General features: G+C 27.4%; 24 protein-coding genes. 14 read left to right on the top strand and 10 right to left on the bottom strand.

Going from position 1 to position 19,398, the window contains the following annotated elements; genetic code table 11:
- Nucleotides 1-68: 68 nt before the first annotated feature.
- Complete coding sequence (locus H9W90_RS05860; protein ID WP_187483519.1) at nt 69-428, bottom strand: PUR family DNA/RNA-binding protein; 360 nt, start codon at nt 426-428, stop codon at nt 69-71.
- Between the two features lie 81 nt (nt 429-509).
- The gene (locus tag H9W90_RS05855; protein ID WP_187483518.1) at nt 510-2,264 is read right to left on the bottom strand and encodes an ABC transporter ATP-binding protein; all 1,755 of its coding nucleotides are present in this window, start codon (nt 2,262-2,264) and stop codon (nt 510-512) included.
- A gap of 196 nt (nt 2,265-2,460) precedes the next feature.
- On the opposite strand from H9W90_RS05855, the gene nusB reads away from it, so the two are divergent.
- From nusB to H9W90_RS05815, 8 genes are all read left to right on the top strand, one after another.
- On the top strand, nt 2,461-3,399 hold the full coding sequence (gene nusB, locus H9W90_RS05850) for a transcription antitermination factor NusB (protein WP_187483517.1): 939 nt from the start codon (nt 2,461-2,463) through the stop codon (nt 3,397-3,399).
- Between the two features lie 52 nt (nt 3,400-3,451).
- A complete protein-coding gene (locus tag H9W90_RS05845) occupies nt 3,452-3,916 on the top strand; it encodes a DUF1573 domain-containing protein (RefSeq protein WP_187483516.1) in 465 nt (154 codons plus the stop codon).
- A gap of 3 nt (nt 3,917-3,919) precedes the next feature.
- Nucleotides 3,920-4,237 carry a preprotein translocase subunit YajC gene (yajC, locus tag H9W90_RS05840; protein WP_187483515.1) on the top strand — a complete coding sequence of 106 codons (318 nt, stop codon included), beginning with the start codon at nt 3,920-3,922 and terminating at the stop codon, nt 4,235-4,237.
- Between the two features lie 104 nt (nt 4,238-4,341).
- Nucleotides 4,342-5,277 (top strand): CdaR family protein, encoded by a 936-nt coding sequence (locus H9W90_RS05835; RefSeq protein ID WP_187483514.1) that lies wholly within the window; start codon nt 4,342-4,344, stop codon nt 5,275-5,277.
- Nucleotides 5,278-5,283: 6 nt separating this feature from the next.
- Complete coding sequence (gene coaE, locus H9W90_RS05830; protein WP_187483513.1) at nt 5,284-5,880, top strand: dephospho-CoA kinase; 597 nt, start codon at nt 5,284-5,286, stop codon at nt 5,878-5,880.
- A gap of 103 nt (nt 5,881-5,983) precedes the next feature.
- Nucleotides 5,984-7,552 carry a sensor histidine kinase gene (locus H9W90_RS05825; protein ID WP_187483512.1) on the top strand — a complete coding sequence of 523 codons (1,569 nt, stop codon included), beginning with the start codon at nt 5,984-5,986 and terminating at the stop codon, nt 7,550-7,552.
- Nucleotides 7,553-7,562: 10 nt separating this feature from the next.
- Nucleotides 7,563-8,264: a response regulator transcription factor gene (locus H9W90_RS05820; protein ID WP_187483511.1), complete on the top strand. Its 702-nt coding sequence runs from the start codon at nt 7,563-7,565 to the stop codon at nt 8,262-8,264.
- Nucleotides 8,265-8,359: 95 nt separating this feature from the next.
- Nucleotides 8,360-8,980, top strand: a complete 621-nt coding sequence (locus H9W90_RS05815; RefSeq protein WP_187483510.1) for an L-threonylcarbamoyladenylate synthase — start codon at nt 8,360-8,362, stop codon at nt 8,978-8,980.
- Between the two features lie 14 nt (nt 8,981-8,994).
- On the opposite strand, the gene H9W90_RS05810 is transcribed toward H9W90_RS05815, so the two are convergent.
- Nucleotides 8,995-9,993: a glycosyltransferase family 2 protein gene (locus H9W90_RS05810; RefSeq protein ID WP_187483509.1), complete on the bottom strand. Its 999-nt coding sequence runs from the start codon at nt 9,991-9,993 to the stop codon at nt 8,995-8,997.
- Between the two features lie 67 nt (nt 9,994-10,060).
- Nucleotides 10,061-10,504: a type I restriction enzyme HsdR N-terminal domain-containing protein gene (locus H9W90_RS05805; RefSeq protein WP_187483508.1), complete on the bottom strand. Its 444-nt coding sequence runs from the start codon at nt 10,502-10,504 to the stop codon at nt 10,061-10,063.
- A 26-nt stretch (nt 10,505-10,530) separates the two neighbouring features.
- Between H9W90_RS05805 and H9W90_RS05800 the strand changes: the two genes are divergently transcribed.
- From H9W90_RS05800 to H9W90_RS05790, 3 genes are read left to right on the top strand one after another with little or no spacing between them, the layout of a single operon-like run.
- Entirely contained in the window at nt 10,531-11,019 is a 489-nt protein-coding gene (locus H9W90_RS05800; protein ID WP_187483507.1) for a P-loop nucleotide/nucleoside kinase family protein, read from the top strand.
- Nucleotides 11,020-12,021: a DNA polymerase III subunit delta gene (gene holA, locus H9W90_RS05795; RefSeq protein ID WP_187483506.1), complete on the top strand. Its 1,002-nt coding sequence runs from the start codon at nt 11,020-11,022 to the stop codon at nt 12,019-12,021. It begins immediately after the preceding gene.
- A 1-nt stretch (nt 12,022) separates the two neighbouring features.
- Nucleotides 12,023-12,475 (top strand): DUF1569 domain-containing protein, encoded by a 453-nt coding sequence (locus H9W90_RS05790; RefSeq protein ID WP_187483505.1) that lies wholly within the window; start codon nt 12,023-12,025, stop codon nt 12,473-12,475.
- 58 nt (nt 12,476-12,533) lie between these two features.
- On the opposite strand, the gene H9W90_RS05785 is transcribed toward H9W90_RS05790, so the two are convergent.
- The 6 genes from H9W90_RS05785 to rlmH all read right to left on the bottom strand — a co-directional run bounded on the left by H9W90_RS05785 (nt 12,534) and on the right by rlmH (nt 17,302).
- On the bottom strand, nt 12,534-12,827 hold the full coding sequence (locus H9W90_RS05785; RefSeq protein ID WP_187483504.1) for a hypothetical protein: 294 nt from the start codon (nt 12,825-12,827) through the stop codon (nt 12,534-12,536).
- A 254-nt stretch (nt 12,828-13,081) separates the two neighbouring features.
- Nucleotides 13,082-14,125, bottom strand: a complete 1,044-nt coding sequence (locus tag H9W90_RS05780) for a M28 family metallopeptidase (RefSeq protein WP_187483503.1) — start codon at nt 14,123-14,125, stop codon at nt 13,082-13,084.
- A 69-nt stretch (nt 14,126-14,194) separates the two neighbouring features.
- Nucleotides 14,195-14,845, bottom strand: coding sequence for an ABC transporter ATP-binding protein (locus tag H9W90_RS05775; RefSeq protein ID WP_367890070.1), 651 nt, complete (start codon nt 14,843-14,845; stop codon nt 14,195-14,197).
- A gap of 189 nt (nt 14,846-15,034) precedes the next feature.
- Nucleotides 15,035-16,063, bottom strand: coding sequence for a FecCD family ABC transporter permease (locus H9W90_RS05770; protein ID WP_187483502.1), 1,029 nt, complete (start codon nt 16,061-16,063; stop codon nt 15,035-15,037).
- Between the two features lie 40 nt (nt 16,064-16,103).
- Nucleotides 16,104-16,685, bottom strand: a complete 582-nt coding sequence (locus H9W90_RS05765) for a non-canonical purine NTP diphosphatase (RefSeq protein WP_187483501.1) — start codon at nt 16,683-16,685, stop codon at nt 16,104-16,106.
- A 143-nt stretch (nt 16,686-16,828) separates the two neighbouring features.
- Nucleotides 16,829-17,302: a 23S rRNA (pseudouridine(1915)-N(3))-methyltransferase RlmH gene (gene rlmH / locus H9W90_RS05760; protein ID WP_088355010.1), complete on the bottom strand. Its 474-nt coding sequence runs from the start codon at nt 17,300-17,302 to the stop codon at nt 16,829-16,831.
- 166 nt (nt 17,303-17,468) lie between these two features.
- Here rlmH and nadC point away from each other — a divergent pair, with 166 nt between their 5' ends.
- Genes nadC through H9W90_RS05745 form a run of 3 tightly spaced genes read left to right on the top strand, consistent with a single transcriptional unit; the run spans nt 17,469 to nt 19,377 of the window.
- Complete coding sequence (nadC, locus tag H9W90_RS05755; RefSeq protein ID WP_187483500.1) at nt 17,469-18,329, top strand: carboxylating nicotinate-nucleotide diphosphorylase; 861 nt, start codon at nt 17,469-17,471, stop codon at nt 18,327-18,329.
- Nucleotides 18,329-18,901, top strand: a complete 573-nt coding sequence (locus H9W90_RS05750; protein ID WP_187483499.1) for a pentapeptide repeat-containing protein — start codon at nt 18,329-18,331, stop codon at nt 18,899-18,901. The genes nadC and H9W90_RS05750 overlap by 1 nt, the downstream gene beginning before the upstream one ends.
- Nucleotides 18,898-19,377 (top strand): hypothetical protein, encoded by a 480-nt coding sequence (locus tag H9W90_RS05745; protein ID WP_187483498.1) that lies wholly within the window; start codon nt 18,898-18,900, stop codon nt 19,375-19,377. Before H9W90_RS05750 ends, H9W90_RS05745 begins: the two co-directional genes overlap by 4 nt.
- The last annotated feature ends 21 nt before the right edge of the window (nt 19,378-19,398 follow it).

Below are 19,398 nucleotides of genomic sequence, written 5' to 3'. Positions count from 1 at the left end.
TCAACTTAAATGTAGTGTAAACTATTACCCATAAATAAGCTGAAAAAAAAAAACAGTTCTACGACTGTTTAAATATCGTCGAAAGAAACGTCTGTAAAATTATCCGTAGACGGAGTTTCTTCAGTATTTTCTTCTTTCTTAAAATCTTTTTGATGACGCTCACTAATTACTTCATCACCTTTTTCAGTAATAATATAATCTGTAGCTTTTTTTAGCATTTCATGAAAATCGGTAAAATCTTCTTTGTATAAATAAATTTTATGTTTTTGATAATGAAAAGTACCATCATCATGTGTAAACTTTTTACTTTCTGTAACAGTTAAATAATAATCGTCTGCTTTTGTAGCTCTTACATCAAAAAAATAGGTTCTTCTTCCAGCTCTTAATACCTGTGAAAAAATTTCTTCCTGTTCAACTCTCTCTGCCATAATTTTTTAAAATAGTAGTTATAAATTGTTTGTTTGTACATAACAAATCTAACAAAATATTTTACGTAGCAATGTTAAAGATTAAATTTCTTTTTCTAAAAGTTGCTGATCGTATAAATCTTTGTAATATCCGTTTTCTGTTATTAACTGATTGTGAGTTCCTTGTTGTATGATTTTACCATCATCTAAAACAATAATTTTATCGGCATTTTTAGCAGATGAAACTCTATGACTAATAATAAAGGTAGTCTTGTTTTTAGATACTTTTTCTAAATTAGATAAGATTTTTTCTTCGGTTTCAGTATCTACAGCAGACAAACAATCATCAAAAATTAATATTTTAGGATTCTTTATAATTGCTCTAGCAATAGAAACACGCTGTTTTTGTCCGCCAGAAAGTGTCACACCACGCTCACCTAATATGGTTTGGTAACCGTTAGCAAAATCAATAATATTATCATGTACAACCGCATTTTTTGCTGCACTTATAATTTCTTCTTCAGTTGCATCTTCTTTACCAAATTTTATATTGTTACCAATAGTATCAGAAAATAAAAAAGGATCTTGTGGAACAAAACCAATCTGATTTCTAACATCATTTAAATTAGCTTCTTTTATTGGTATATTGTCTAGAAAAATAGTTCCTTCTTTTGTGTCATATAATCTGGAAATTAGTTCTATTATAGTAGATTTTCCTGAACCTGTATTCCCTAAAATTGCCATTGTTTCTCCTGCTTTTACAGAAAAATTAATGTTTTTTAAAGCGGTAATATTTGTATCATCATAAGTAAAAGTAACGTCTTTAAAAGTAACATTCCCTTCTAATTCTGTTGGTTGATTATTAGTATTTTGAATTTCTGGTACTTGTTGTAAAAACTCATTAATTCTTAATTGAGAAGCTTCTGCTTGTTGCACCATAGAAGTTACCCAGCCAACTACAGCAACTGGCCAAGTAAGAATATTTACATACAGCATAAATTCTATAATGGTTCCTATTTGAATTTCGCCATTAATATATTGTTGACCACCAATGTAAACTACAAGTAAATTACTAATTCCAATTAATAAAATCATTAACGGAAAAAATAATGCATTGGCTTGGTGTAAATGAATGTTTTTGTCCTTGCTTTTATCGGCAATTTCATCGAAATCTTTTATAATTGAAGCTTCTATTCCGTAAGATTTTACCACATTAATTCCAGAGAAAAATTCTTGATTAAAAGTGGTTAGTTTAGATAAATATTGCTGAACAATGGTACTTCTCTTATGAATAACTTTACTCAATATAAATATACAAATAGACAATAACGGAAAAGGAATAAGCGTGTACATTGTTAATTTAACATCTACACTAATCATTTGCGTAAAACCAACAGCAAAAAGAACAATAATGTTCATACTATACATTATTGCTGGTCCTACATACATTCTAACTTTAGAAACATCTTCCGAGATTCTATTCATTAAATCTCCTGTTCTGTTTTTTTTATAAAAATTAAGTGATAATCTTTGGTATTGCTGATAAATTTCGTTTTTTAAATCGAATTCAATCAACCTAGAAGTAACAATAATAGTTTGTCTCATTAAAAAAGTAAAAAAACCTGCAACCAATGCAACACCAATAATAAGTAAAACATTTATTAAAAGCTGATGTTTTACTTCCTCTAAATTTGTTACAATTCCGTTTTGGTAATCTTCAACTACATTCAGAGAATTTCTTATAATTTGTGGAACTTTAAGTGCTAAAATTTTAGACAAAACTGTAATTAACAACCCAGCTATAATTCGCCATTTATATTTAGAAAAGTATTTATTTATGTATCTTAATTCTTTCAATGAAAAATATTTTTTTGCGAGTACGAAGATACATGTTTTAATGCTAAAATTAGAATTGAAAAATAGAACTCATTCGTAAAAAGAACATTCCTAAAAAAGAATTAAAAATCATTAGAGAATAAAAATAAAATAATACTATTTTTGCAACGTGTTAGAAAAAAATCTACACGCTATTTAAAAAAATAAGTTCTTTAGAATGATTAACAGAAGACATATTCGAGTTAAAGTAATGCAATCTGTATACGCAATGTTGCAATCTCATAATGATGATATTATTAGAGAAGAAAAGTTTTTAAAACATAGTATTTTAAAAATGTTCGATTTGTATGTTTTAAACCTACAATTGTTGGTAGAAGTTCAAAAATTATCAGCAAAAAAAATAGCACTTTCTAAAAAGAAAATTCTTGCTACAGAAGAAGAATTAAGACCCAATACCAAATTTTTAAACAATAGACTAATAAACCTTATTGCAGAAAGTGTAAGCATTGAGGGGTATGTTGAGTTAAACAATTTAAGAAATTGGGATGAAGATTCAGAATACGTAAAAATTATTTTAGATGAATTGCAAAAAAGCGATTTATATAAAAAATATTTAGACAATAAAGAAGATTCTTACAAAGTAGATAAAATTTTTGTAATAGATTTTTTCAAAGAAATTGTTGCTCCTAATGAAAAATTAGGTGAATATTATGAAGATACAATGATTTCTTGGGCAGATGATATTCCGTTTGTAAATACGTGGGTTGTTAAATCTTTAAGCAAACAGAAAGAAACATCAATTTTTGTATTAGGCAACTTGTATAAAGATAAAGATGATGAAGAATTTGTGTCTGAATTATTCAAAAAAACGGTTCTTAAAAACGCCGAATATGAAAAAGATATAACTGAAAAGACACCAAATTGGGAAACAGACAGAATTGCAGACATAGACATGATTTTAATAAAAATGGCTATGACAGAATTCCTTAATTTTCCATCTATACCAACAAGAGTTACTATTAATGAATACATAGAGGTTTCTAAAGATTACTCTACAGAAAAAAGCAGTTATTTTATAAATGGAGTTTTAGATAAAATTTCTAAAGAGTTTATTCAAAATAAAAGAATTGTTAAAATAGGTAGAGGATTACTTTAATCTATTGTTTTCGTTAATTAATTTATTATTTTTACCAAAATTTATAATTATCATGAAAAAAATAACTTTATTATTCGCTTTTTTAATTTCGGCTGTTGTATTTACTTCTTGTAAAGATAATGGAAATGCATCTACAAAAATTAACAAAGCAAATTTAGACAATGCAAAAACTAGAGATTTAGAAATTAAAAAAGGAACAGCATCTATTTCTTTTGATTCTAATGAATATGATTTTGGTACTGTAAACGAAGGAGATATTGTTGAAACCGTTTTTAAAGTTACCAACTCTGGTAAAACAGATTTAGTAATTACAAACGCACAACCTTCATGTGGTTGTACAGTACCTGTTTGGCCTAAAGCACCAATTAAACCAGGAGAAACAGGAGATATTCAAGTAAAATTTAATACTTCTGGTAAACCAAACAGACAAATGAAAACAATTACCTTATCTACCAATACAGAATCTGGGAGAGAAGTTCTTACATTAAAAGGTTCTGTAACGCCAAAAGCAAAATAATAAATGTTTCAAACAATATTCTTACAAGGAGATGCTAGTAGTTTAATGAGTATGTTGCCTTTTTTAGCAATGATTTTAGTCTTATATTTTTTTATGATAAGACCACAAATGAATCGTCAGAAAAAAGAAAAATCTTTTCAGGCAGAAATTAAAAAAGGAGCAAAAGTGGTTACTACTAGTGGTATTCATGGTAAAATTGTAGAAATTAATTCTGCAGATAATACAATAACTATAGAAACTGGAGCTGGTAAAATTAAATTTGAACGTTCTGCAATTTCTATGGAATTAAGTAAAAAATATTTAGCACCTGCTAAAAGTTAAGAAACTTAATAATAAATTAAAAAGTGGGCATTCTCTATTTAGATGATGCTCACTTTTTTTTTTGAACCCTTTTATGTAGATTGCATTAAATTAAGAAATAAAAATTGAAAAAAGTAAAAAGAACATCAAAGAAATTTATTGGTTTTTTATTAGTTTCTACACTAATTTGGTTTTTAATAACGCTGTCTAAAGAATATGTAACTACTATTACTTTTCCTGTAGTTTATAAAAATTTGCCACAAGATAAATTGTTACAAGTAGCACCAATTAAAGAGTTAGATGTTTTGGTAAAAGCCACTGGATTTAAAATTATTAGATCTAAATTTAATAAAAAACAAATAGCGTTAGATGCAAGTAATTTATCTAAAAAATCTTCTAAAAAGTATTATTTCTTAACAGGGAACCAAAAAAGTACCATTCAAAAACAACTTTTATCTCAAGTAGAATTACAAGAAATTTTACTAGATACCATATATCTAAATTTAGGTAGTTTAACATCGAAAAAAATACCTTTATCACCTAATTTAGATATTAAATATCATATTGGTTACGATATTTTAGAACCTATTAAAATTGAACCAGATAGCGTCATTATAACTGGGCCAGAATCTCAAATAGATAAGATAAAATCTATCAATTTAAAGGCATTAAAGTTAAGTGATGTAAAATCTAATTTTACAGAGAAAGTAGCAATTATTAAACCAGGTTCTAAAAACATAAAATTAAATTTCGATTCTGTTACTATCTCTGGCAAAGTAGAAAAGTTTACAGAAGGTAGTTTTAATATTCCTTTTAATGTTATAAACCTTCCTGAAGACACAGAGCTAAACACGCTTTCTAAAACGGTAGAAGTGATTTTTATAGTTGGCCTATCTAACTTTAACAAAATCGATAAAAATTCATTTGTAATAGAATGTGATTTTAAAGTTTCTCAAAAAAATAACTTAAGTTATTTGATTCCGAAAGTTGTTGGAAAACCAGACTTAATAAAGAGTTTTAGAATAGTTCCTAATAAAATAGATTTTTTAATTCAGAAATAACTTTCTATGATTGTTGGTTTAACAGGTGGTATTGGTAGCGGAAAAACTACAGTAACAAATTTTTTTTCAGAATTTGATACTGTTGCTATTTATATTGCAGATATAGAGGCTAAAAAGTTAATGGTTTCCTCTAGTATTATAAAATCTAAAATTATTAATGAATTTGGAGAAAAAGCTTATTTAAAGAATGAGTTAAATAGATCTCTTTTAGCAGAAATTGTTTTTAAAGACAAAGATAAACTAGCTATTTTAAACAAAATTGTTCATCCAGAAGTAAAAAAACACTTTCAAGAATTCGCTCTTCAAAATAAAAATAAAGATTATATTTTATATGAAAATGCAATTCTTTTCGAAAGTAAAAGCAATTTATTTTGCAATCTTATAATTTCTGTTTTTGTACCTTTAAACGAAAGAATTTTACGCGTAACTTCACGAGATAATACAACAAAAGAAGAAGTATTAAAACGAATAAATAATCAATGGTTAGAAGATAAAAAATTACTTCAATCTAACTATATTATTTATAATAATTCTCTTGACAAAACTAAAAGTCAAGCTAATAATATTCATAATATTTTAACAAAAAAGGCTAATATGATTTAATTAAATTCAGTGATGTTGTTAAAAATGTCTTAAAATTTAATAAAAATGGTTAATTTAGGTTAAAAAAATATTTTTCAATTTTAATAAGTATTAACTTTGATATATGGGCAAAAAAATGTTTGTTCTTATCGTAGTTTTAATGAGCATTTCTTTGATGGGAATTATTGCTGTACAAGTCTATTGGATTAACAATGCACTTGAAAGCAAAAAGGAACAATTTAAGAATGATGTTCAGAAATCTTTGGGTAGTGTTTCCGAAAAAATTAATGATAGAGAAGAAGCTCAATTTGAAAAGCAGATTGAAGGTATTATTGAGAATAAAGGTTTGGCAGATAATGCCCAAATTAAAAATTATCTTTTTCAGCAAATAGACACAACAACAAAGCAAAAATTCACATTTGGTGCAACAATTTTAGAAGAAAATTTTAAACTGCCTACAGACTTTTTAGATAACGATAGTATAATTTTTACTAGAGTTTCTGGGAAAAAAGACTTTTTTCAATCTAGATTAATAAAAGGTGTAGACAATCCTTTTGATAATACAGACCAACAGAGGTTTTCTTTTACAAAAAGATTAACTTCTATAGAAAAAGTTCAATTTTCAGAATTTTTTAGAGATGTAAATAGTAAAAAACCAATTTATCAGAGAATTAGTAACAGAGAATTAAGTGATATTATAAAAGAGGAGTTAGAAAAGAAAAATATTTATTTAGATTTTAAATATGGGGTTTATAGTAAAGATGGTTTAGCAACAAAACTAAAATCTGGCTATTATACAATTAATAAGAAAGATAGTTATGCTTACCCACTTTTTTTTAATACTAACGGAGAATTAGATTATGAATTATATGTTACGTTTCCAACCAAAAATGAGCATATATTATCCGGAATTACAGGTATTTTATTACTTTCTTTATTCTTCATTTTCATTATTATAGTTGCCTTTTCTAGTTCTTTGTATCAATTAATTAGACAGAAAAAAATATCAGAAATAAAAACAGATTTTATTAATAACATGACACACGAATTTAAAACGCCAATAGCAACCATTAATCTGGCTTTAGATTCTATAAAAAATCCTAAAATTATTAATGATAATGAAAAGGTATTGCGTTATGTGCAAATGATAAGAGATGAAAACAAGAGAATGCATTCTCAAGTAGAAAATGTATTAAGAATATCTAGATTAGAAAAAAATCAATTAGATATTAGTAAGGAAACCATAGACATGCACGACATTCTAGAAGATGGAATTATGCATGTAAGTTTATTAATTGACGACAAAAAAGGAAGTGTAGAAACACATTTTGAAGCTATTACAACAGAAATTCCAGGAAATCAATTTCATTTAACAAATGTTATTGTAAACATTTTAGAAAACGGAATTAAATACACAGTTGGTCCGCCAAAAATAGATGTTTACACAGAGAGTACTAATAAGTTTTTCATCTTAAAAATAAAAGATGAAGGAATAGGAATGAGTAAAGCTGTACAAAAACAAGTTTTTAACAAGTTCTACAGAGAGCAAAAAGGAAACATACACGATGTTAAAGGACATGGTTTAGGTTTAGCATATGTAAAAGAAATTGTAGAGAAACATCATGGAACAGTTTTTGTTGAAAGCGAAAAAGGAAAAGGAAGCATATTTACAGTAAAATTACCTTTAATATAAAAATAAAAAAATGGGAAGTAAAAAAATTTTATTAGTTGAAGACGATCCAAATTTTGGAACGGTTCTAAAAGATTATTTAGCGTTAAATGATTACAATGTAACACACGCAAAAGACGGTATAGAAGGTTTAATAATGTTTAAAAACAGCGATTATGATTTGTGTATTTTAGACGTTATGATGCCTCGTAAAGACGGTTTTTCTCTTGCGCAAGACATTAGAGTAACAAACAAAGAAGTGCCAATTATTTTCTTAACTGCAAAAACTTTAAAAGAAGATGTTTTAAGAGGATATTCTGTTGGTGCAGATGATTATTTAAATAAACCTTTCGATTCGGAAGTTTTATTACACAAAATTAAAGCAATTTTACAACGTAAAGAAACAGATAAAACTGCAGAATCTGAACAATTTGAGTTTAACGTTGGTGGTTTTTTCTTCAATTCTAAATTACGTCATTTATCTATTGGCGAAGATGGAGAACCAATTAAATTATCTCCAAAAGAGAGTAAATTGTTACGTATGTTAGCAATTCATAAAAACGATTTAATGCCAAGAGAATTAGCATTAACAAAAATATGGAGAGATGATAACTATTTTACATCTAGAAGTATGGATGTATATATTGCAAAATTACGTAAGTATTTAAAAGATGATGAGAATGTTGAGATTTTAAATATTCATGGTGAAGGTTTTAGATTGGTGGATAAAACCTAAAAAATAAAAACTTCCCTAATTATAAAAACTCAATTTGATTATCAAGTTGAGTTTTTGTATTTTTAATATAATTATTTTAAAGTAAAAAGCATCTTATGGCAGATTTCATTAAAATTTACAACGAGAATCCCAATCAAAAAGAGATAGATAAAGTTGTAAAAGTATTACAAAATGGTGGATTGGTAATCTATCCTACAGATACTGTTTATGGTTTAGGTTGCGATATTACCAATACAAAAGCGCTCGAAAAGATTGCCAAAATAAAAGGATTAAAGCTAGATAAAGCTAATTTTTCTTTTGTTTGTAATGATTTGAGTCATTTGTCAGATTATGTAAAACAAATAGACTCGCCAACTTTTAAACTATTAAAAAGAGCATTACCAGGACCATACACTTTTATTTTACCAGGAAGTAATAATTTACCAAAAGCATTCAAAAAAAGAAAAACAGTTGGAATTCGAATTCCAGATAATAATATTGCACGTTGTTTAGTAAAAGCTTTAGGAAACCCAATTGTGTCTACGTCTATACATGATGAAGATGATATTTTAGAATATACAACAGATCCAGAATTAATTTTCGAAAAATGGAATAAATTAGTTGATGTTGTAATTGATGGTGGTTTTGGAGACAATTATGCTTCTACAGTTATCGATTTAACAGATAATTATCCAGAAGTAATTAGAGAAGGAAAAGGGAGTTTAAATATACTTTAATATGAAATTTAAATTTATTTTAAATCCTCAAATTTCTTTCTACCTAAAGCAAAATATTGCCAAACAATACTCGTATGTAAGTTGTAATCTTGTTTTTTCTGAAGTTTTCTGCGCTTTCCTAAAAATTTAAAGAAATTTTTATAAAAACTTAAATGCGCTTTTAAAATTGCCCAAGTATGAATTGGTCTTAATTCTACAATAAATTTTAATCCAGCAATTCCATCTAAAATTAAACGCGAAAAAACCACAAATAGAAACCATTTTTTAGGTACATTTTTTACTACATTTAATAAACTGTTTCTAAAGTTTAAATAAGTTTTATGAGGATTTGTTTCTTGTAAAGTTGCTCCGCCAACATGATAAACTTTAGAAGTTCCAACGTATTTTACTTTGTAACCAATATTTTGCGTTCTCCAACATAAATCAATTTCTTCTTGATGCGCAAAATAATCCTCGTCAAAACCACCTATTTGATGAAACACTTTAGAACGAACAAATAAACAAGCACCAGAAGCCCAAAAAATTTCTGAAACATCATTAAATTGACCTTTGTCTGTTTCTAATTCATTAAAAAGTCTTCCACGGCAATAGGGATAACCATATAAATCTACAAATCCACCACCAGCACCAGCATATTCGAACTTTTTTTTGTCTTTAAAATCTAATAATTTAGGTTGAATAATAGCTGTTTTTTCATCAGTCTTAAAAACATTTAAAACAGGTTTTAGCCAGTTTTCAGTTACTTCAATATCCGAATTTAATAAACAATAAATATCTGCATCAATAGATTGCAATGCATCATTATAACCTTTTGCATATCCTCCATTAATTAGGTTTTCTACAATGTTTACTGTAGGAAAAAACTCTTTTATATAAGAAATAGAAGTATCTGTAGAAGCATTGTCTGCAACATAAACTTCAGCTTCGTTTAAACTAAAATTTACAACAGATGGTAAAAACTGTTCTAATAGTTTTTGCCCATTCCAATTTAATATGACGATTGCTGTTTTCAAGGTTGCGAATTTACATTTTAAAAATCACTTTAACTTATAAGAATAAGTTAATTTGAATCTCTAAAATCTATATATAATCAGGAATTTCTTTTAAGAAAACGTAGGTTTCATTTTCAAAATCCATTTTGCAGTAAAAATGCTCTAAACCATTGGTAACAATTAAATAATTGGCTTTTAGTTTTAAATTATAACGGGCAATTTGGTCGAAAGTATCTTGAGTTATTTTTATTTGTGGTGCTTTACATTCTACAATAATATCATGATTTCCTTCTTTATTAAAGACCAAAATATCCGTTCTTTTTTTTCGATTGTTAATAATCAACTGTTTTTCTAATGCAATTAAGGAAACAGGATATTTTTTTTCATCAATTAAAAACTGCACAAAATGCTGACGAACCCATTCTTCTGGAGTTAATACCATATATTTTTTTCTCAAATTATCAAAAATAAGCGTCTTATTTTCGTTACTTTTGAGTCTGAATTTATAGTTTGGTAGATTCAATTTTTGCATCCATCAAAAGTAATTAAAAATCAGTTATGATACATTTATTAGTTGGTAATACTGGCGCAGGTAAATCTACGTATGCTAATAAATTAAAAGTAGAAGTAAATGGATTTGTTTTTGCTTTAGATAAATGGAATAAGATTTTATTTCTTCCAGATAAAACTGAAAACGATGGTTTAGATTGGTTTTTAGAAAGAATTGAAAGAGCAGAACTATTAATGCAAGATGCTATTTTACAATTAGAAAAATTAGAGGTAGATAGTATTTTAGATGTTGGACTTTCTAAATTTTCTCATAGAGAAAAATATAGAAAATTTGCTAAAGAAAATAACATAGAAATTCAATTTCATTATTTAGATATTTCAAAAGATGTTAGAAAGGAAAGAGTTTTTAAAAGAAACCATGAAAAAGGAGTAACTTTTGAGTTTGAAGTTACCGAAGAGAATTTTGAATTCATGGAAAGTTGGTTTGAAACACCAACAAAAGAAGAGTTAGAAAAAGCAATAGTTATTAAAAGATAAATGAACGAGATAAACGCAATTGTTTCAGATATAAAGAAAGGCAACATAAAACCCATCTATTTTTTAATGGGTGAAGAACCTTATTATATAGATAAAATTTCCGATTTTATTGAAGATACTGTGTTGGATGAAGCAGAAAAAGGCTTTAACCAACAAGTAATGTATGGTAGAGATGCAACAATAGAAGATATTGTTGGTGCCGCAAAACGCTATCCTATGATGGCAGAAAGGCAAGTGTTAATTGTTAAAGAAGCGCAAGATTTAAGTAGAACTATAGAAAAATTAGTTTCTTATGCAGAAAACCCACAACCGACCACTGTTTTAGTAATTAACTATAAATATAAAAAGCTCGATAAACGTAAAAAACTGCATAAAGTAATTGCGAAAGCTGGGTTGGTTTTCGAAAGTAAAAAAATGTACGAAAACCAAGTTTCAGATTGGATTCGTAGAGTTTTAAGCGGACAAAAATATCAGATAGAGCCTAAAGCTTCTTTAATGTTAGTAGAATTTTTAGGAACAGATTTAAGTAAAATTTCTAACGAATTAGATAAGTTGATGCTAATTCTTCCGAAAGAAACTATTATTAGTGACAAACATATAGAAGAAAATATCGGAATTTCTAAAGACTTCAATAATTTCGAATTAAGAAAAGCAGTAGGAGAGAAGAACATTGTAAAAGCGAATAGAATTATTAATTATTTTGCCGAGAATCCTAAAAATAATCCTTTGGTAATGACAATTTCTTTACTGAATAGTTTTTTTACACAATTACTGATGTTTCATGGATTAAAAGATAAATCTAAAAGTTCTGTTGCTAAAACTCTTGGTGTAAACCCATATTTTGTAGACGAGTACTTTGTTGCAGGTAGAAATTATCCAATGAGAAAAGTAGCACAAGTAATCGCTTTTTTAAGAGATGCAGATGTAAAAAGCAAAGGAGTTGGGGCAAAACAAACGCCAGATGACATTTTAAAAGAATTACTATTTAAAATTTTACACTAAAATGAAAAACATTTTCACAAAAGAAGTTACAAACGAAGTAATTGGTAGAATAGAAAAACTAACAGCAGAATCGCAACCAAATTGGGGTAAAATGTCTGTTGCGCAAATGTTGGCACATTGTTGTGTTACTTATGAAATGGTATATACAGATAAGCATCCAAAACCAAATGCTTTTGCAAAATTTATGCTGAAATTGATTGTCAAGAAAATAGTAACTTCAGGAAAACCATATGCTAAAAATGGTAGAACTGCTTCTCAATTTTTAATAACTGATGAGAAAGCATTTGAAACAGAAAAGAAAAGATTAATTGACTATATTAATAAAACTCAAGAATTAGGCGAAGATTATTTTAATGGCAAAGAATCGCATTCTTTTGGAAAACTAACAAAGGAAGAATGGAATAACATGTTTTATAAACATTTAGACCATCATTTAACACAGTTTGGAGTTTAGATATTTATTAACCAAAAAAAAACCAAGCATATTGCTTGGCTTTTTGTCGTTATAATTATTATTTATTCCATGGTTTGTAATTTTTAGCTTTTGGTCCTTGTAGTTTTCTTCTTTTTGTATCTCTAGTAATTACTATTTTTTCATCAGAAATTTCTCTGTTCCAAATCTTAGTGTTTTTAAAAGCCGCTCCTTTAAGATTATTTTTCTCAAAAGTATTTACTAAAATTTTAGTTGTAGTTTTTACTTTTTGCCAAGGTTTACTGTTTTTAGCTTTTGCTCCGTAATTTTTTTTATTTTGTGCAATAGCTGTAGTTCCTAATAAAACTGCAAAAACAAATATAAATTTTTTCATAATTATAGCTTTTTAAAATTAGTAAATAGGTTACCAAGTAATCTACACAAAAATAAAAAAAACAAAAATATTGATTTGTTAAATTTTTGTGAATATGCTAATTTTTACTAATTTAATTTTGGTATAATTTTATTCATTGATAATAAATTTATTTATTCATAATTTTTAACCGATTAAAAAGTGTAGAAATAAAAAAACCGAGCAAATTTAATTGCTCGGTTTTTAAATGTTTAAAAAGGACTATTATTACCTTCTTATTTTTTATCAGCTACTTTATCTGCAACAATTCTTGTGTCTTTATTTGCAACTTCCCAAGCTGTGTGAAAAACTAAACGAGTTCTGTTTTCTAACAGTTCATAATTAATTTTGTCTGGTGTATCTGTTGGTTTGTGGTAATCTGTATGTGTACCGTTAAAATAAAAGATAATCGGCACATTGTTCTTTGCAAAATTATAATGATCAGATCTATAGTAAAAACGATTCGGGTCGTTTTCATCATTGTATTTATAATCTAAATTAATGTTCATGTACTTTTTATTCACTTCTTCAGACAAGTTGTGTAATTCAGTACTTAATTTATCAGATCCAATTAAATATACGTAGTTTGGGTCATCTTTGTGTCTGTCATCAATTCTACCAATCATATCTATGTTTAAATCGCAAACAGTATTTGCTAAAGGAAATATTGGGTCTACATCTGTGTAATATTTAGAACCTAATAATCCTTTTTCTTCACCGGTAACATGTAAAAATAAAATAGATCTTTTTGGACCTTTTCCGTTTTTTACAGCCATTTGAAAAGCTTCTGCAATTTCTAACATTGCAACTGTTCCAGAACCATCATCATCAGCTCCATTATAAATTTCTCCATTTTTAACACCTTCATGATCTAAATGCGCAGAGATAACTACAATTTCATCTGGTTTTTCCGAGCCTTTTATAAAAGCAACTACGTTTTCAGAATCTTTAAATGTTCCTCTACGTGTGTTTTTGTTAATCCATTCTGCAGGTACTTCTTGAAAATAATCGTTTCCTCCTAAAGGTGAAACAATACCTTCATTAACATAGAAATTTTTTAAATATTCAACAGCTTTTTTCTGACCTGGTTCACCTGTGTTTCTTCCTTCAAATTCATCTGAAGCATAAATAAATAAATGCTTCCCTAAATCTTTTGCAGTAATTGTTTCTGCATATTTTGCAGATTGATCTAAGTTTGCATCATCATTTTTTGATGTGTTTTGACTAGATCCACAAGCCATAAAAGCCAATGCACTAGCAACATATAGTGTTTTTTTCATCTAATTATTTTGTGTTTTGTTAGATAAGATTAGTATTCAAAAGTAACAAAAAGTTACACGTATTCAAATTTATATTTTGTTTACAACAAACTGCTCTAAAGTTCTGTTAAAATTGATGAGTTCTTTCGGAAATAAATGATCGAAAGCTTTTTTATGAATTAGTTCTTTTGAAGTTCCAAAAGCAATTTTATCATCGTTTAATAAAATTATTTCATCCGATAATTGAATAGATAAATTTACTTCATGCGAAGAAATAATAATGGTTTTAGAGGTGTGCTTAACCAGTTTCTTCAACAAAGAAAAAATTTTAATGGTATGATGCATATCTAAATGTGCAGTTGGTTCATCTAAAATAATAATTTCGGTGTCTTGCGCCAAGGCTCTTGCAATTAAAACACGTTGCAATTGTCCGTCACTTAATTCGTAAAAACGATTGTTTTTTAAATGCTCTATTTCTGTTTGTTCAATTGCATAATTCACTTTTTCAATATCTTCTTTAGAAAGCTTGTCAATCCAATTTGTGTAAGGTTGTCTGCCAAGTGCAATGAGTTCAAAAACAGTTAATTGACTTTCTGGTAGGCGTTCAGTTAATACCAAGCTTAATTTGGTGGAAAGTTCTCTTTCTGTGTAATTATTTAGGTTTTTGTTTTCTAAAATAACATCACCTGAAATAGGTTTTTGAACTTTAGAAATAGTTCTTAATAAAGTTGATTTTCCAATACCATTTTTACCTAATACACTAATTAGTTTTCCTTTTTCTATAGACAGATTTACATCAGAAAAAACAATTTTGTTTTGCTTTTTCTGTTGATAACCAATCGTTAGATTCTCTGTTTTTAGGATGATATTTTTTTCTTTATGTTCGATTTTTTTCTAAATTTAGTTTCAAAGTTTTGCTTTGTTAATTTTCTACACAAATATCTTTTTCTTTCTTATCAACAACCAAATAACAACAGGCGCACCAAAAAGAGATGTAATTGCGTTAATTGGAAGTGTGAATTCACTTGTTGGTAATTGTGCAATTCCGTCGCAAATTAGCAAAATAATTGCGCCTAAAATGGCTACTGCTGGTAATAATGTTTTATGATTAGAGGTAGAAAATAGCATTCTTGCAATATGAGGAACAGCCAAACCAACAAAAGCAATTGGTCCAGAAAAAGCAGTAATTACGCCTGTTAAAAGACTTGTAACTAACAATATTATATTTCTACTCTTCTTCACATTTATTCCTAAACTTTTTGCATAATTTTCACCTAATAAAAAACTGTTTAAAGGTTTTATAATTGAAATTGTTCCTAAAATTCCAAGAAAGTAAATACTGCTAAAAACAAGAATTTCGTTCCAAGAAAGGTTTCCTAAACTTCCAAAACTCCAAAATAAATATTGTTGAATTTGTGCTGCTTCACTAAAATAAGCTAAAACACTAATAATTGCACCTGTTAAACTACCAAACATCAATCCAATAATTAAAATTGACATGGTATTACGAACTCTGTTTGCTGCAATAATTACGGCTGATAAAACCAAAAAAGCTCCCAAACTTGCAGCAATTGGTAAAGACCAATTAGAAACTGAATTTGTAAGGAAAAAGCCACCAAAAAGTGATGATCCTAAAATTAGCAAAGCCACTCCTAAACTTGCGCCAGAAGAAATTCCTAAAACAAAAGGGCCAGCCAAAGGATTTCTAAATAAAGTTTGCATTAACAAACCACAAATAGACAAACCAGAACCAACTAAAACTGCAGTAATTGCTTTTGGTAACCTAAAATGCAGAATTATTGTTTGCCAACTTTCCTTGGCAGAAATATCGCCAATTAAAGTATTAAAAATATCTTTAAACGGAATAGAAACAGAGCCCAAACTTACATTCACAAAAAATAAAACCACCAATAAAATTGATAATAATATAAAATGTTTTTTGAATGATTTTTGTTCCATGTATTGATGTCTGGTTGAGCGAAATTGAAATCTTTATAAGTTAATCTTTATAATTTGTTAAGAATTCAACCAGTTTATTAATTGCAATTCCTCTATGAGAAATTTTGTTTTTTTCTTCGGAATTCATTGTGGCGAAAGATTCACTAAAACCTTCAGGTTTAAAGATTGGGTCATAACCAAAACCTTTTTCACCTTGTTTTTCTTTTAGAATTTCACCTTTGCAAATTCCTTCAAATAGAAATTGTTTTCCATCTAAATTTAAACAAACTGCTGTTCTAAATTGTGCTTTTCTATTTTCTATATTTTTTAATTCTGATAATAATTTTTGCATATTATTTTCAGAATTAGCAGGTTCTCCTGCAAAACGTGCTGAATAAACTCCAGGTTTTCCATCTAAACTTTCAACCTCTAAACCAGTATCATCTGCAAAACAATTATAGCCAAATTTTTCAGTGATATAATCTGCTTTCAATTTTGCATTTCCTTCTAAAGTAATTTCAGTTTCATCCACTTCATCGAAACAATTAATGTCTTTTAAACTTAAGATTTCTATGGAGTTGGGAAGCATTTTTTGAACTTCTTTTAGTTTATTTAAATTGTTAGTTGCAAAAACGAGTTTCATATACAATAGTTCAAGGTTTAAAATTTAAGTTTCAAAGTTACAAAAGTTAAGACACGAATTTTACTAATTTTATAAATCATAATAGATTTTAAAGAGAGATTGGAGTTCCTTCCCTTGGGGAAGGTTAGGATGGGCTTAGGGCTTTACTCATGATGATAAGGCTCATTCTTTAAAATTGTAAAACCTCTATACAATTGTTCAACAATAAAAAGACGAATCATTTGGTGGGAAAATGTCATTTTAGATAAAGATATTTTTCCACTTGCTTTTTTATAAACAGCATCAGAAAAACCATAAGGTCCACCAATTACTAAAACCAATTGTTTAATTCCGGCATTCATTTTTTTCTGAAGATATTGCGAAAATTCGATAGAAGTAAAATGCTTTCCTTTATCGTCCAATAAGACCAATACATCTGTGTTTTGTAATTTAGATAATATTAAATCTCCTTCTTTTTCTTTTTGCTGAATTTCACTCAAATTCTTAACATTTTTTATATCCGGAATTATCTCTAATTCGAACTTTATATAATGTTTTAATCGGTTTTGATATTCATCAATTAACTGAATTAGATTTTTATTATCAGTTTTACCAATTGCGAGTAATTTAATTTTCATATTGAAACTGTCATTTCGAGTGATTTTCGATTTTTTTGAGAAAATTATATCGAGAAATCTTTTTATTATTTCATCACAAATTTATCAGTTTTAAAACATAAAATCATCAGAACTTACTAAAAGTTGAAAATCATTGTTATTTTTACATCAGAATTAAAAGATATTTATGATTTCAGAAGCACAATTTCAAAACGAATTAGATCTTATTATAAAAAATGCCATTAGAGAAGATATTGGCGATGGAGACCATACATCACTTTCTTGTATTCCTGCAGATGCTGAAGGAAAAGCAAAGTTATTAGTAAAAGATGAAGGAATTATAGCCGGTGTTGAATTCGCAAAACAGGTTTTTTCTTATGTTGATAAAGATTTAAAAGTAGAAACTTTTATAAATGATGGCGAAAAAGTAAAATATGGCGATATTGTTTTTCATGTTTCAGGGAAATCGCAATCTATTTTAATGGCAGAACGTTTGGTGTTAAATGCAATGCAAAGAATGTCTGCAATTGCAACAAAAACAACTTTTTTTGCTGATTTATTAAAAGGAACAAAAACGAAAGTTTTAGATACCAGAAAAACCACACCTGGAATTAGAGCTTTAGAAAAATGGGCAGTAAAAATTGGTGGTGGAGAGAACCACAGATTTGCGTTGTATGATATGGTTATGATTAAAGATAATCATATAGATTTTGCGGGTGGAATTACTGCTGCAATTACAAAAACAAAGAAATATTTAGCAGAAAAGGGATTAGATATTAAGATAATTGTAGAAGCAAGAAGTTTAGAAGAAATTAAAGAAATTCTTTCTAATAAAGGTGTTTACAGAATTTTGATTGATAATTTTAATTATGAAGACACTAAAAAAGCTGTTGATTTAATTAGCGATATTTGTTTGACAGAATCTTCTGGAGGAATCAACGAAAAAACGATTAGAAAATATGCAGAATGTGGAGTAGATTTTATTTCTTCTGGCGCATTAACGCATTCAGTTTATAATTTAGATTTAAGTTTAAAAGCAATAGACTAATGTCTGATGATTATTTCGATAGCAAAGAATATTCAAAAATTGATTTTACAAAAACGAAAATCATAAAAGGTGAATACGATAATTGTGTATTTACAAATTGTAACTTCGGAAACGTTCACGCGTCTAACATTCAGTTTGTAGAAAGTGAGTTTATCGATTGTAATTTTAGCAATGCAATTGTAAAACAAACTGCTTTTAAAGATGTGAATTTTACAAATTGTAAGATGATAGGAGTGAAGTTTAATGAATGTAATCCGTTTTTATTGCAGTTTTCGTTTACAGAATGTCAATTAAACTTTTCGTCTTTTTACCAATTAAAAATATCAAATACACGGTTTGAAAAATGTAGTTTAGAAGAAGTAGATTTTACAGAAACAATTGCAAATAGTAGTGTTTTTAATAATTGTAATTTAAAAAATTCAATTTTTGATAACACTAATTTAGAAAAATCAGATTTTAGAACTTCATTTAATTTTACAATCAATCCAGAAGAAAATCGTTTAAGAGGAGCAAAGTTTAGTAGAAATACTATTGATGGTTTGTTTTCTAAATATAAAATAATAGTAGAATGAAAAAAGTAGTTTTATTTGCTGTTTTAATTAGTTTAATTATTATCTCTTGCAAAAGAGAAGAAATTAATACACCTATTATATTATATTCAATTAACAAAGATACTTCTGAAAGCTATATTTTAAATTCAAAACATGAATCAGAATTCATTAATTTTAAATATGTTTCAAGCGAGAATTCAAACTTAATTTTAGAATTTAAATACGATTTAGATAAAGACTACTTATTGATGGCATCAGATACTTTATATAGGATAAAAAGTGTCTATAAACCTAAAGATGTTGAATTTAAAATGTATCAAATTCGTCAAAAAAGAAGTCATACAAGAACTCTTGTTTTTAATGAGGAATATGGACTTTTAGCGAGTTTAAGTTTTAAATCTCACAAGTTATTTTTAAAAGATTCAATTTCATTTTTAGAAAAAGAAACAATTTTTAAAGAGTTATTTTTACAATTAAATAAAATTAATATTGAGTAGGTTTCCCATTCTGGGGAAATG

The organism is Polaribacter pectinis (genome assembly GCF_014352875.1).
GTDB lineage: Bacteria > Bacteroidota > Bacteroidia > Flavobacteriales > Flavobacteriaceae > Polaribacter > Polaribacter pectinis.
This window is presented reverse-complemented; position numbering and strand designations above follow the sequence as displayed.

Bases quoted from the DNA above. Each gene is read 5' to 3' on its own strand.
- H9W90_RS05860 (WP_187483519.1), bottom strand. From the start codon at position 428: ATGGCAGAGAGAGTTGAACAGGAAGAAATTTTTTCACAGGTATTAAGA.
- nusB (WP_187483517.1), top strand. From the start codon at position 2,461: ATGATTAACAGAAGACATATTCGAGTTAAAGTAATGCAATCTGTATAC.
- H9W90_RS05845 (WP_187483516.1), top strand. From the start codon at position 3,452: ATGAAAAAAATAACTTTATTATTCGCTTTTTTAATTTCGGCTGTTGTA.
- yajC (WP_187483515.1), top strand. From the start codon at position 3,920: ATGTTTCAAACAATATTCTTACAAGGAGATGCTAGTAGTTTAATGAGT.
- coaE (WP_187483513.1), top strand. From the start codon at position 5,284: ATGATTGTTGGTTTAACAGGTGGTATTGGTAGCGGAAAAACTACAGTA.
- H9W90_RS05825 (WP_187483512.1), top strand. From the start codon at position 5,984: ATGGGCAAAAAAATGTTTGTTCTTATCGTAGTTTTAATGAGCATTTCT.
- H9W90_RS05820 (WP_187483511.1), top strand. From the start codon at position 7,563: ATGGGAAGTAAAAAAATTTTATTAGTTGAAGACGATCCAAATTTTGGA.
- H9W90_RS05815 (WP_187483510.1), top strand. From the start codon at position 8,360: ATGGCAGATTTCATTAAAATTTACAACGAGAATCCCAATCAAAAAGAG.
- H9W90_RS05805 (WP_187483508.1), bottom strand. From the start codon at position 10,504: ATGCAAAAATTGAATCTACCAAACTATAAATTCAGACTCAAAAGTAAC.
- H9W90_RS05800 (WP_187483507.1), top strand. From the start codon at position 10,531: ATGATACATTTATTAGTTGGTAATACTGGCGCAGGTAAATCTACGTAT.
- holA (WP_187483506.1), top strand. From the start codon at position 11,020: ATGAACGAGATAAACGCAATTGTTTCAGATATAAAGAAAGGCAACATA.
- H9W90_RS05790 (WP_187483505.1), top strand. From the start codon at position 12,023: ATGAAAAACATTTTCACAAAAGAAGTTACAAACGAAGTAATTGGTAGA.
- H9W90_RS05785 (WP_187483504.1), bottom strand. From the start codon at position 12,827: ATGAAAAAATTTATATTTGTTTTTGCAGTTTTATTAGGAACTACAGCT.
- H9W90_RS05780 (WP_187483503.1), bottom strand. From the start codon at position 14,125: ATGAAAAAAACACTATATGTTGCTAGTGCATTGGCTTTTATGGCTTGT.
- H9W90_RS05770 (WP_187483502.1), bottom strand. From the start codon at position 16,063: ATGGAACAAAAATCATTCAAAAAACATTTTATATTATTATCAATTTTA.
- H9W90_RS05765 (WP_187483501.1), bottom strand. From the start codon at position 16,685: ATGAAACTCGTTTTTGCAACTAACAATTTAAATAAACTAAAAGAAGTT.
- rlmH (WP_088355010.1), bottom strand. From the start codon at position 17,302: ATGAAAATTAAATTACTCGCAATTGGTAAAACTGATAATAAAAATCTA.
- nadC (WP_187483500.1), top strand. From the start codon at position 17,469: ATGATTTCAGAAGCACAATTTCAAAACGAATTAGATCTTATTATAAAA.
- H9W90_RS05750 (WP_187483499.1), top strand. From the start codon at position 18,329: ATGTCTGATGATTATTTCGATAGCAAAGAATATTCAAAAATTGATTTT.
- H9W90_RS05745 (WP_187483498.1), top strand. From the start codon at position 18,898: ATGAAAAAAGTAGTTTTATTTGCTGTTTTAATTAGTTTAATTATTATC.